This is a genomic window from Vibrio artabrorum, from assembly GCF_024347295.1.
In the GTDB taxonomy this organism is placed as follows: Bacteria; Pseudomonadota; Gammaproteobacteria; order Enterobacterales; family Vibrionaceae; genus Vibrio; species Vibrio artabrorum.
In genome coordinates this window covers 865,555-877,999 of the sequence record NZ_AP025458.1, presented here as the reverse complement: position 1 = coordinate 877,999, position 12,445 = coordinate 865,555, and the positions used below count along the sequence as shown (strand labels likewise).

Here is a 12,445-nt window from a genome sequence, read left to right as displayed (position 1 = left end):
TACGACTTAAACCTTAGCCTCCAGTATTCCACCATTTGAGGCTTGGGCTGCTAGGCGCCTCAAAATCTCAAGCATTTCTTCATCGGGGATCTGGCGAATAATATCACCCGTTGTGGTCTCATAAATGGTCACCACATCCCTGCCTGACTCTTCATCAACTTTAAAAGCAACACCCTTGTTGATAGAGGAGATAAACTCGTTTACCTTCTCGACCATCTTGACTCGCTCTTTATCATTTAACTCTTGTCTATCGTGAGCTAATTGACTCGCAGCTTCGGTAGCTTCTTCTTTCGATGTTTCTACCACGCCATAAGTTCTTGCTTCTTTCAGCCGTGAAATGCTCGATGCACTACTACCTTTATCGCTTGCAAATTTAGTGCCATTAGGTGAGCCATAAGGCTGGATGTTCGATGCGTTGGATGATATTTCCATAACACTCTCCCTCCCTCCTTCTATAAGCCAAACAGTAAAACCCTACCTAAAGTAGAGCTTACCGCTACTTACCGAGATAAGTTTAGCCCAATAAGCTTAGAGCTGCTGATGGTGACTGTTTTGCTTGAGCTAAGATAGAAGTACTCGCTTGTTGTAGGATTTGCGACTTGGTCATAGCCGTTGTTTCTTTCGCATAATCGGTATCTTTGATACGACTCTTAGATGCATTAACGTTTTCGTTGATGTTATCTAAGTTGCTGATTGCATGATCGAAACGGTTTTGGAAAGCACCAAGAGAAGCACGGCTACTATCCACAGATTTTAACGCTCCATCAATGATAGATACCGCTTCGTTTGCACCCGCAACCGAAGTAACATCGATATCATTAACAGTGACGTCTTTACCCGCACCGATACCTAACTCACTAGCAAGACTGCCACCGAAGGCAACATCACCGTCAACTTTTTGACTTGAAGCGAAAAGTTGCAGTTTACCACCTTCACCTACAGACGCTTTAACATCTTGGCTTTGACCATTAATGTAAGTCGCTAGCTCTTCAATGTCGTTGCCTTCCTTCGCAGCAAGCGTCAACTCGTGTGCGTCACCAAACTTATCGTTGTATTTGATAGTCAAATCAGCACCAGCACCTACGCGCCAAGATGAATCTTTGCCTTCTTCAACAGTATAACTTTTACCGCCCATACCTTGAGTGTCGGTACGCATGTTTGTCATGGAAAGCATCACTGCTTCACCGGAATCTGCACCGATTTGGAATGACTGACTGCCGTAAGTGCCGTTAAGCAGCTTATTACCACCAAAAGAGGTGGTTTCTGCGATACGGTTCAGTTCTTTGTTTAACGCAGAGACTTCTTCTTGGATCGCAACACGTTCAGATTTAGTGTTTGAACCATTTGAAGATTGAAGAGAAAGGTCACGCATACGTTGCAGGATGTTGGTTGACTCATTCATTGCACCTTCAGCGGTCTGTGCAATAGAGATACCGTCATTCGCATTCTTCACAGCCATGTCTAGGCCACGGCTTTGCGACGTTAAGCGGTTAGAAATTTGTAGGCCTGCAGCATCATCTTTTGCGCTATTGATTTTATAGCCAGAAGACAAACGCTCCATTGATTTTTGAGTACCTTCAGCCGCGTTGTTTAGGTAACGCTGAGCCGTCATTGCAGACACATTAGTGCTTACATTAATCGCCATAGTTGATCTCCTTTAGGCATTTTTAATGTATTTGTGTGACTCTCACCTCACACAAATACATATCAATTTTTTATGTACCAATGTCTCTCTCACCTTACATCAGTACATATCATTTCTCTCAATCCCTTTAACGGCCACTTAATTGGAAGCTTTAATAAAAAATGTCATTATTTTCGTTTTATTTTCAACAGCAAAGAAAAATGTGGCCAAGATTCAATTAATCGAGCGACACGTACTAACATTGACTATCTCCACTTATTGATAAGTGTATCGTCGCACATAAAAACCAAAACTCTTCATTGACTAAACAGTAGGCAATAAAAAACCCAGCCGAAGCTGGGTTTGTTTAGCGCTCATCTCTCACCACGAGCCAATTTGTGGAAGCCTAGCGTTCACGCTTGTGATCAACAACGCTTATAGTCAACGCGGCTTTTCAATCGATTAACCGAGCAGGCTAAGGGCTGCGTTCGGTGCTTGTTTCGCTTGAGCAAGAATCGAACTTGAAGCTTGAGAAAGGATCTGAGACTTCGTCATCTGAGTCGTTTCTTTCGCGAAATCGGTATCTTTAATGCGGCTCTTAGATGCGTTAACGTTCTCGTTAATGTTATCTAAATTACTGATAGCGTGCTCGAAACGGTTTTGGAAAGCACCCAGTTCAGCACGAGTACTATCTACATATTTCAGGGCCGTATCAATAATCGCTACAGACTCTTGTGCGCCGCCAACCGTCGTTACGTCAATCGAATCAACGGTGACATCTTTGCCCGGTTGCATGCCTAGCTCACCCGCTAGACCGCCAGAGAAAGAGACATCGCCAGTCACTTTATTGCTGCCGCCAAACAATTGTAACTTGCCATCTTCAGTGACAGACGCTTTGATTGAGTCTTGTTGACCGTTGATGTACGTCGCAAGCTCTTCAATATCGTCACCCGCTTTTGCGTTGATATCGATTTCTTGTGCTTGACCAAAGTTATCAGTGAAAGACATTTTCAAATCGTTAGAGCCAGCTTGAACGTTCCAGTTTTTGTCTTTCGCGTTCTCAGTTTGGTAGCTCTTACCACCCATTTGTGCGTTATCAGAACGCATGCCTTTCAGTTCAAGCATAACCGCTTCACCGCTATCCGCGCCGATTTGGAATGAGCGAGTACCGGCAGTACCGTTAAGTAGCTTGTTACCGCCGAAAGACGTCGTTTCTGCGATACGGTTAAGTTCGTCGTTCAGTGCTGTGACTTCTTCTTGAATCGCAACACGCTCAGATTTTGAGTTCGAGCCATTTGAAGATTGTAGAGACAAATCACGCATGCGTTGCAAGATGTTAGTTGTCTCGTTCATTGCACCTTCCGCGGTTTGTGCAATAGAGATACCATCATTTGCGTTACGTACCGCAACATCAAGACCGCGGCTCTGAACATTCAAACGGTTAGAGATTTGTAGACCCGCAGCGTCATCTTTCGCGCTGTTGATTTTAGAACCTGAAGATAAGCGTTCCATTGATGTTTGTTGTGCGTTGTTTGCGCTGTTTAGGTAACGTTGCGCTGTCATCGCTGAAACGTTGGTATTTACATTCACTGCCATGGTGATTTCTCCAATTGATTTTCCGGTATAACGGTTTCCGACGTCTCGGAAAACCAAGTAGTTCTCTCAAAGTTACTTTTAATAACGGCGCGAAAGTCCGAAGCTTTAGATAAATTTTAAAAAAAACACAAAATAAATATTAAACTTATAACTATCAAAAACTTAAATAAATCACACTTAAACATTACCTCTGAAGATTCAAACGTAAAAAGCCATCAAATTGACCAAAAAAAACACGAATGGTGTCACCTATTCGCCAACATCTAAAAATGAACGATCACAGAACCTTTCAGCTTCGTATAGATCCGCTATTTCAGAGACGAAAAACGAGCGCAGTGTCGATGGGTTAAGTCGGGGGATAACGAAGAATAAAAAGCAGAAGGACAAATAAGAAAGATAGAAAAAAGCCCCTTTTCCTTTGAGAGAACCGGGGCTAGTTGGCGCGTCAGAGCTTGTGTGGAGATCATCGAGAAATGAACACATTTCCGACTTGCCGTTGCATTCTTACTGTAAAAATGGATAGCAGGTGAGAGATGAGAGAGCTAAACATTCAATAGTAAGTATGCTTGCCAGTTTCGCTTGTTGCATGGCTCACGTCTGAACACGAGCAACAAGTTCAACCAATAACTATTGCAATAATGATAATGCAGAGTTAGGCAACTGTTTTGCTTGAGCAAGTATTGAAGTACCTGCTTGTTGCAGAATTTGTGATTTGGTCATTTGCGTCGTTTCTTTCGCAAAGTCCGTATCTTTGATTCGGCTATTTGAAGCGTCCACATTCTCTTGAACGTTCGCCAAGTTACTAATACTGTGGCTTAGACGGTTCTGTTTTGCACCCAAATCGGCTCGCTGAGAATCGACGTACTGCATTGCGGAATCAATCACACTGATTGCGTTTTGTGAACCGGCAACAGTGGTTAAGCTTATATCTTGAACTGATGTAGGACGACCTTCGCTCTTAATGCCTAACTCAGACGCTAGACCACCCGAGATAGACATTGCCCCTTCCAGATCAGGTTCAGCAACAAAAAGTTGCAAACGCCCTTCTTCTGTCACCGATGCATTCACTAAATCAGATTGACCATTAATGTACGTCGCCAATTCTTCAATATCGTCACCCGCTTTGGCGTTGATATCTAGAACAATGTCTTCACCTGCTTTGGTTGTGAATTCAAATTTGATATCGCTTGCTTTCGGTGGCACTTCCCAGCTCTTGTCTTTAGCATTTTCTGAATCAAACGTCGTCCCTCCCATTCGAGGATCATCGGCACGTATACTGGTTAACGACATAATCATCGCTTCGCCTGAGTTAGAACCAATCTGGAATGAAGCATCACCAAATGAACCGTTTAATAGACGACGGCCACCAAAAGATGTCGTTTCTGCGATACGGTTTAGCTCATCTTGAAGTGCCGTTGACTCTTCGTTTAGTGCTGTACGCTCAGCTGGCGAGTTCGTGCCGTTTGATGATTGAATCGCGAGATCACGCATACGCTGTAATATGTTGGTTGATTCGTTCATCGCGCCTTCAGCCGTTTGAGCAATTGAAATACCGTCATTGGCATTACGCATTGCGACATCAAGGCCACGAGACTGTGACGTTAAGCGATTCGAGATTTGCAGGCCTGCCGCATCATCTTTGGCACTATTGATTTTTTGGCCCGATGATAAACGCTCCATCGAAGTCGCTAGATCATTAGACGCTTTATTCAGATAACGCTGTGCTGTCATAGCCGAAACGTTAGTATTTACATTGATAGCCATTTTGCTCTCCTTATGAGTTCGCAAAGTTTCTGCGAAGCGGTCAGCTTTACTCTCATATGGATAAGCACTGACCGTGTATTACTCGTTAAGCCCATTTCAAGGCTTAAGAACTGTATAAATCAATCATGACAATATAGATACAAGTTATATGCCAAGTTTTAAAATCAATTGATTATTTTTATAAAAACATAAAAATCAACAGCTTAAACAAAAAACATCAAAGATAACATTGCATAATAACTGAAGCGTCTAAATCGCGTTCGTACACTCATTGCCGCTTTTGCCGCTGATATCAATCCCTGTTGCGTCCGGTGTAAAAACCAGTCAATGTGAAGCAATTCGCACATAAGGCATAGCACATATGGCAAAGAATCGACTTCTATCGAGCGTTAACCCACCACTAAATGTAATTAAACAAGGTGAGATCTTTGGTTTTACCAAACGCGAGTTGTGAAGCTTGTAATGCACGAGAGTTTTCATTGAATTCAATGATCGCTTTCGAATAATCTAAATCTTCGAAATTGCTTTTGGCTTTCGCTAAAGACAACTTAAAATCTTCATGTTGTTGCTCTTGAATATCAAGCGTACTCAAACGCGCACCGACATCGGTTCGCGCCTTTGTTAAATGGATAAAGGCGGCATTAAATTCTTCGGTCACCTGTTGCAATTTTGCGGTTGCCGATGAATCCGATACGGGTTTTTCGGCCTGCTCTATCGCTTCTTTGAACGTGTCAAAAATCGAAAATGTTTCCCTTGGCTCTAACGTAATCGAGTCACCTTTGGTGATTTGACCTTTAATCTGAATATTCAACCCTTCATATTGAATACCAGTAGAAGGATCAAAATCTTCTGCCGCCACCACTTTGCCGTCTTTTTCAAGCTGATAGGCGAACTTACCCGTCTGCATATCTACAAACGTGACTTTATACGTTGAGTCATCTTTAGCCGTATTGGTTGCTCGCTCCAATAACAATTCAGAGGCTGGCTCCAGTTCATACTGAGGTTCGTAATCGCCGAAGGGGTTATCGATTTCCATAAATAACTTACTGCCCGGATCATTCATCGCCATTTCATAGCTACTCGCCACACGCATCTTGCGTTGATAGTCATCACCATGATAGGTCACCTTCCCTTCGTTATCTCGAAAGAAAGGTTGATTTTTCGGTTTAGTCCCTGCGAAAGTGTAGTTACCCGACTCATCTTGAGAATTAGCTAAGTGTAGAAAATTATTCGCTATCTCTTGAATTTCACGCCTCTTTGCCAAACGATCATCCGGTGAAAGTGAACCGTTGATCATTTCCATTACCGTTCGTTTAGCGCCATCAGCGAACTCTTCTGAGTTAGCGAGCATAACTTCATGATGTTCTAGACGATTTCGAACCAGTGTGATCGCGTCAATATATTGTTTTAACTGCTCGGATTGCTGCCCAATATTTTGTATATAATGGATTGCCAGAGGATCATCACTTGGCGATTGTAACTTCTTGCCTGAAGCCAATTGTGCTTGGTTGTGATGTATCTTGTTCTCTTGACGGCGCAAGTCATTCTGAACAGATTGATAATTATGGAAGCTAGAAATACGACTCAACATTTATACCTCCTACCTCAGAGCTAAAATAGTATTGAACGTATCGTTGGCCGCTTGCATGATGCGAGAAGAAGCCATGTACGCTTGCTGAAATTTCATCATATTTGCCGCTTCTTCATCGAGGTTTACTCCCGATACCGAAGCTATCCGCTCTTGGGCTGACTCTTTTTCCAATGTCGCCATATCGCTCAAACGGTTTGCCGTTGAAGCCTTTAAACCCGTATTGGTATTTAAGTTATGGTAAATATCTAAAATCGTAGACTCACCATTGTTCAGTAGTTTTCCAGTTTGTAGATTTTGTAGCTTACGCAAGTTGCCATTATCACCTTCAGATGGGACCAGATTGACGGTAAACTTATCGTTTGCCAGAGCCCCCGAAGTCAACTCAAACGTTGTGCCATTGATGGTCACAGGCCCTTTGGGCGGGTACGGTTGAGGCTGCATTAGAATGTTACCCTTAGGATCGGTTACCGCGAACTGTTCTCCTTTTGGCGACACAACGACTTCAAACTCACGCAGTTGACCGGCCGCTAAAATATTAAAATCAGCCGTCCCTTTGGCAAATGTCGTGGACGCCTCATAGCTTTGCGCGGCAATGTCTCGCGGATCTTCCGTTTCTATTTGTATTTGAGCCGCAAAATTACGGGTTGGACGCAACAGTAATTTTTCTCCGATTTCAGGCGGATTGCGCACCTCGACTCGCATCCCATCGAGATAAAAAGAGTTGTCACTTGAATTGACACCCACTTTAACGGCTTCGCCATTCGGCTTCGTTACGATGTAATCGCTGCCATCATACCTCAGGCCATATTCGCCGCCTTTTAGGGCCGATATTTTATCGATATATACCGCGATATCCGCCTTAGATGGTCCACTGGCCGTTACACGAGATTTCGCTACTCGCTCAGAGTTCACATCGGTAAACAAGTTTTTACCAACATTGCCATCAAGATCCAGGCCTTGCGATTGCAACGCATTAACTTCATATGAAAAAGCGGTCGCCAAACGACCCAATTCGTCCATGACGGCTGGAATATGTTCGTCTCGCATGTCTAACATGGCCCCAATTTTTCCATCAATGTCACGGCTTGTGATCGGTTTCAAAGACTTGCCTTCGACAATCGCCAAACGACGTTGATGAGCATCCGGTACTCCATCAATCATTTTTAATTGGCTTGCTTCACTGCCAGAGACCAAGGTATGGCCGTTCCCGATATGAACATTAAACCCTTCGGCATTAGAACGTGGCGTCACGGTCACTTTGGTATAACCAGAAAGCTCATTAATCAGCTTTTCATGTTTATCTAGTAGGTCATTATGAGGCCCTGGAGTTCGCATCATTAAACGCTGTACATCACGAATCTCGTAGGCGAGCTGGTTCAGTCGTTTAATACCCATATCTAACTTTTTATTCGTAGATTCAGACTGTTGCCGTACTGTTTCATGAAACTCATTTAATGTTTTGCTGATCTGCCCTGCATCTTCCAACACCACTTGACGCGCACCCACATCATTCGGGGTATCCGCCAATGTTTTAACAGAATCAAACCACTCATTAAGGTTTTCTGGAATTTTCTTTGAAGCAACCGATGACAACATTCCAGATAATAAGTCGAGGTTAGCCTCATTATCACTCTTATTAGCGGCATTGGTTGTCGATAGATTAAGTTCTTTGACGGCAAACTGATCCCAAGAGCGGCGAACATTGTCCACATGCACGCCCATACCGTAAGTTTGACCACCGAACTGTCGTGGGTCGTTCGTACCTTGGATCACAGATTGGCGGCTATAGCCCTCTGTGTTGGCGTTAGAAATGTTATGACCGGTGGTGTTCAACTGTCTTTGAGCCGTAAGAACACTTTGTGCTCCTACATTCAAAAGATCCGACGCCATAATGCCCCCAAAAAACGTAACAAAATCAGGATGTGCTGATTAACCATTACAATAAAAGCAAGTTATATGCCAACAAATAACTCAGTGTTGCTAGCGATAAAACGGAGTAAAGAACGACAAAGAAAGGGAACGCATAATCACATAAATCTGGCATTAAAAAACAAAAAAAGCTTGCCAATGGCAAGCCCTAGATGTGCAATTTATACTCTAATCCATCTGATCAATTTTGGCTTTCACTCGTAATACCTTATTCGCATAGCCAGGGTCTGTTGCATAACCCGCTTGATGGATACCGTTAATGAAGTTCTCTGCATTCCCCTGATGTTGAAGTGCGGTGTTGTACCTTGGGTTTTCATTTAAGAACTTAACATAGTCGTTAAAACTGTCTTCGAAACTAGGGTAAGAACGGAAAGAGGCCGACTCTTTGACCGCTGTTTTGCCTTGATACTCAAGCGTTTGAGTCGCAACTTTATCGCCCTTCCAACTTCTATCCGCTTTGATGTTAAATAGGTTATGACTGTTGCCCAAAGAGTTTTTAACCATTTTAGACCCCCAACCTGTTTCAAGAGCTGCTTGAGCTAATAGCAACGATGGATCCACACCGAGTGCGCTCGCAGCTTTTTCAGCATAAGGTCTCATTGACTTGACAAACGATTCAGGCGAATCGAAGGAAACCGGTTTTTTGGTTGCCGCATCCGCTAGCGCTGGTTGAACATTCGATGCGCTCTCTTCTGAACGACCGGAGAATCGAGGCCTTTGTAGTGAAGTATCAAAACCTTCACTACGAATCTTTTCTTCAGATGCATCACTCGTTTGACCTGAACTAAGTTGAGCAACAATCATATCTGCAAGGCCTAATGAACCCGATGCACTTAACTCACTCGCCATTTGGTCATCTTGCATCTGACGATAGAATTGCTCGTTTTGACTATTCAAAAGGTCGGATTTAAACGTTGAGTTCGCATCGCGCATCGACTTAAATAGCATCGATGTAAAAATAGATTCAAACTGTTTTGCTGCAGCGGTTAATGCTTCTTTCTCACTGCCTTCATCACCATTGATTGCTTGTTGACGAAGACGATCGAGGCTACCGATGTCATGAATAAAGCCGATATCGTTGTTATTTTTAATCATGCTTTACTCCTTAAATAATGATCAATTGACCTTCAATCGCACCGGCTTGTTTCAGTGCTTGAAGAATGGCCATGAGATCAGAGGGGGCAGCGCCAACTTCATTGACTGCGCGAACCAAATCATCGAGCGTTAAACCCGGTTCAAACTTGAACATCTTGCCATCAGCTTCTGTTACTTCGATATCAGAATCCGGAGTCACCACCGTTTGACCACCAGAGAATGCATTGGGCTGGCTAACATTGAGGTTTTCTTTTATTGCTACTGTCATACCACCGTGGGTAACCGCTGCCGATTTCAGGCGAACATGCTTACCAACAACGATAGTACCAGTACGAGAGTTCACGATGATTTTTGCAGAACCTTCTGCGGGGTCGAATTCAATGTTTTCGATAGCAGATAAGAAAGCCACACGTTGACTAATTTCCCGAGGAGCACGTACTTTTACTGAAACGGAATCTACCGCAGACGCCATTTGTGGGCCTAGAAAATTATTCACTGCATCAGCTAAACGTTGAGCTGTCGTGAAGTCAGATTGGATTAGGTTAAAGGTGATGTAGTCGCCACGACCAAATGGGGTTGGGATCTCTTGCTCGACTGTCGCACCGCTAGAGATGATACCGACGTTAGGGTTGTTACCGACAATCTTAGAACCGTCGTTACCTTGTGCACTAAAGCCACTGACCACCAAGTTACCCTGCGCTACCGCATACACTTGACCGTCTAGACCTTTCAGGAAGGTCTGCAGCAAGGTACCACCACGCAGGCTTTTTGCTGAACCGATAGAAGAAACGGTTACGTCAACTTCTTGGCCCTGCTTAGAGAATGCCGGCAGTTCAGCGGTCACAATGACTGCCGCTACGTTTTTGGTTTTTGGCTTAGTGCCAGGCGGCAATTGAATGCCAAAATTTTGCAGCATCGCGTTAAACGTTTGATCGGTAAAGGGAGTTGTCTCACCAGTACCCGGCAAACCCGTCACCAAACCGTAACCAACAAGTTGGTTACTACGAACACCCGCCACTTTTGCCACGTCTTTGATACGCGCAGCATGGGCACTGGTGGCAAGAAATAGCATGCCGAATAGTACGAGTGTCAGTTTTTTCATTGAGTAACCTGTCTGTATTGCTTTAATTTATAATGGCTTAACTAAATAGGGCTGCGTGATAGAAGCTGTCAGTATATCGACACCCTCTCAAGCTCTACAGTGATACATTAAAGAATCGTGCCAAGAATCCAGGCTCTTGCATATCTTTTTGCACGCCAGTCCCTGAGTACTGAATTCGTGCGTTAGAAACACGGTTTGAAGCGATGGTATTTTCGAAGTCAATATCTTCAGGACGAATGGTGCCACTTAGGCGGATATACTCATCACCGGTGTTCAATGTCATCCATTTTTCACCACGAACCACGAGGTTACCATTGGCTAACACTTCGATGACTTCAACGGTAATGTAACCGCTGATACTGTTACTTTGATTGGCTGACGCATCACCAGCAAAGGTGTTGGTGTTGCTCAGATCGTAGGAGAAGTTGTATTTATCGATAGACAGCTCTTGACCACCCACAGCCAGTGGCTCCATCGATGCATCATTCGACTTAGACATGTCTGCGTTGGCTTTCTTGGTCGCTCGAGTATTTTCATCCAACGCCACTGTAATGATGTCACCAATGCCGTGAGGTTTTGAGTCGTCATACATACTGCCAATGTGGTTAACATTGAACAGTGAACCGGTGGCCGCCGCATAATGTTCTGGTTTCTGCTTTGGATTGATTGGTGCCCATGCAGGATCACCAGCAACCGGATCGGTTCGATTACGAAGCGTATCGAGAATACCAGAGCTCTCTTCAGACGACTTATCCCCTTCTACAGCATCAACCACTGTGGTTGCGGTTTCTGTCGCTGGAGTTTCAATAGGCGTCAATACAGAACAGCCTGTCATAGACATCAACAGAGCTAAACAAAAAATACGTTTCATGGCGATCTACTCTCAGCAGTGATAAAAAACACGTCAATGGATGAAAACAAGTAATCAGTTGATAAACCAATTACAACTGTTGATTAATAAAGCCCATCATCTTATCGACGGTCGAGATGACTTTCGAATTCATTTCGTATACTCGTTGAGCCTCGATCATATTAACCAACTCTTCGGTTACGTTTACGTTCGATGTTTCAAGCATCGACTGACGGATATTACCTAAGCCATCGAAACCCGGCACGCCCTCTTGCGGATCGCCACTTGCACCTGTAGGCAAGTAAAGGTTTTGCCCAACCGGTTCTAAACCACCAGGGTTTACAAAATCAGTAATAGTAATCTGCCCGACCACAACGTTGTTTTGCTGGCCTCGTAAACGAACTGAAACTTCACCATCGTTACCGACTGTCACTGAAATTGCATCTTCAGGAATAACAATTTCTGGTTGCAAAGCATAACCTTGTCCCGATGTTACGATAGCGCCATCACCGTTAAGCGTGAACTGACCATTTCGACTGTAGCCTGTCTCGCCATCTGGCATTTCAACTTGGAAGAAACCATCACCTTCGATCATCATATCGAGACTGTTCGAGGTCGTTTGTGCATTACCGTGAGTGTGCACTTTTTGAGTTGCCACGACTTTAGAACCTGCACCTAACATCAGCCCGCTTGGCAATTCAGTATTTTGAGACGACTGTCCACCCGGCTGATTGATATTCTGATAGAACAGATCTTCAAACACCGCACGACTCTTTTTAAAACCAATAGTGGATGCGTTGGCAAGGTTGTTTGAAATGGTTGATATATTGGTTTGCTGGGCGTCTAACCCTGTTTTACTTACCCATAATGCTGGTTGCATAGCAATTTCCTTTA

General features: G+C 43.9%; 10 protein-coding genes. All 10 read right to left on the bottom strand.

What is annotated here, in order from left to right; translation table 11 throughout:
• Window positions 1-6: 6 nt before the first annotated feature.
• On the bottom strand, window positions 7-432 hold the full coding sequence (gene flaG / locus OCU36_RS04100) for a flagellar protein FlaG (RefSeq protein ID WP_261839151.1): 426 nt from the start codon (window positions 430-432) through the stop codon (window positions 7-9).
• Window positions 433-514: 82 nt separating this feature from the next.
• Window positions 515-1,645 carry a flagellin gene (locus OCU36_RS04095; protein WP_261839150.1) on the bottom strand — a complete coding sequence of 377 codons (1,131 nt, stop codon included), beginning with the start codon at window positions 1,643-1,645 and terminating at the stop codon, window positions 515-517.
• A gap of 441 nt (window positions 1,646-2,086) precedes the next feature.
• Entirely contained in the window at window positions 2,087-3,220 is a 1,134-nt protein-coding gene (locus OCU36_RS04090; RefSeq protein ID WP_261837832.1) for a flagellin, read from the bottom strand.
• 627 nt (window positions 3,221-3,847) lie between these two features.
• Window positions 3,848-4,984, bottom strand: a complete 1,137-nt coding sequence (locus tag OCU36_RS04085; RefSeq protein WP_261839149.1) for a flagellin — start codon at window positions 4,982-4,984, stop codon at window positions 3,848-3,850.
• 400 nt (window positions 4,985-5,384) lie between these two features.
• The gene (flgL, locus tag OCU36_RS04080; RefSeq protein ID WP_261839148.1) at window positions 5,385-6,575 is read right to left on the bottom strand and encodes a flagellar hook-associated protein FlgL; all 1,191 of its coding nucleotides are present in this window, start codon (window positions 6,573-6,575) and stop codon (window positions 5,385-5,387) included.
• A 9-nt stretch (window positions 6,576-6,584) separates the two neighbouring features.
• The gene (flgK, locus tag OCU36_RS04075; protein ID WP_261839147.1) at window positions 6,585-8,465 is read right to left on the bottom strand and encodes a flagellar hook-associated protein FlgK; all 1,881 of its coding nucleotides are present in this window, start codon (window positions 8,463-8,465) and stop codon (window positions 6,585-6,587) included.
• Window positions 8,466-8,672: 207 nt separating this feature from the next.
• A complete protein-coding gene (gene flgJ / locus OCU36_RS04070) occupies window positions 8,673-9,599 on the bottom strand; it encodes a flagellar assembly peptidoglycan hydrolase FlgJ (protein WP_261839146.1) in 927 nt (308 codons plus the stop codon).
• A gap of 10 nt (window positions 9,600-9,609) precedes the next feature.
• On the bottom strand, window positions 9,610-10,701 hold the full coding sequence (locus tag OCU36_RS04065; RefSeq protein WP_261839145.1) for a flagellar basal body P-ring protein FlgI: 1,092 nt from the start codon (window positions 10,699-10,701) through the stop codon (window positions 9,610-9,612).
• A gap of 94 nt (window positions 10,702-10,795) precedes the next feature.
• On the bottom strand, window positions 10,796-11,572 hold the full coding sequence (flgH, locus tag OCU36_RS04060) for a flagellar basal body L-ring protein FlgH (RefSeq protein ID WP_261839144.1): 777 nt from the start codon (window positions 11,570-11,572) through the stop codon (window positions 10,796-10,798).
• A 70-nt stretch (window positions 11,573-11,642) separates the two neighbouring features.
• Entirely contained in the window at window positions 11,643-12,431 is a 789-nt protein-coding gene (flgG, locus tag OCU36_RS04055; RefSeq protein WP_261839143.1) for a flagellar basal-body rod protein FlgG, read from the bottom strand.
• Window positions 12,432-12,445 lie beyond the last annotated feature (14 nt).

What these genes read in the sequence shown, in the direction of transcription:
- flgJ (WP_261839146.1), bottom strand. Translation starts at nt 9,599, where the DNA reads ATGATTAAAAATAACAACGATATCGGCTTTATTCATGACATCGGTAGC.
- flgL (WP_261839148.1), bottom strand. Translation starts at nt 6,575, where the DNA reads ATGTTGAGTCGTATTTCTAGCTTCCATAATTATCAATCTGTTCAGAAT.
- flaG (WP_261839151.1), bottom strand. Translation starts at nt 432, where the DNA reads ATGGAAATATCATCCAACGCATCGAACATCCAGCCTTATGGCTCACCT.
- OCU36_RS04090 (WP_261837832.1), bottom strand. Translation starts at nt 3,220, where the DNA reads ATGGCAGTGAATGTAAATACCAACGTTTCAGCGATGACAGCGCAACGT.
- flgK (WP_261839147.1), bottom strand. Translation starts at nt 8,465, where the DNA reads ATGGCGTCGGATCTTTTGAATGTAGGAGCACAAAGTGTTCTTACGGCT.
- OCU36_RS04095 (WP_261839150.1), bottom strand. Translation starts at nt 1,645, where the DNA reads ATGGCGATTAATGTAAGCACTAATGTGTCTGCAATGACGGCTCAGCGT.
- OCU36_RS04065 (WP_261839145.1), bottom strand. Translation starts at nt 10,701, where the DNA reads ATGAAAAAACTGACACTCGTACTATTCGGCATGCTATTTCTTGCCACC.
- OCU36_RS04085 (WP_261839149.1), bottom strand. Translation starts at nt 4,984, where the DNA reads ATGGCTATCAATGTAAATACTAACGTTTCGGCTATGACAGCACAGCGT.
- flgH (WP_261839144.1), bottom strand. Translation starts at nt 11,572, where the DNA reads ATGAAACGTATTTTTTGTTTAGCTCTGTTGATGTCTATGACAGGCTGT.
- flgG (WP_261839143.1), bottom strand. Translation starts at nt 12,431, where the DNA reads ATGCAACCAGCATTATGGGTAAGTAAAACAGGGTTAGACGCCCAGCAA.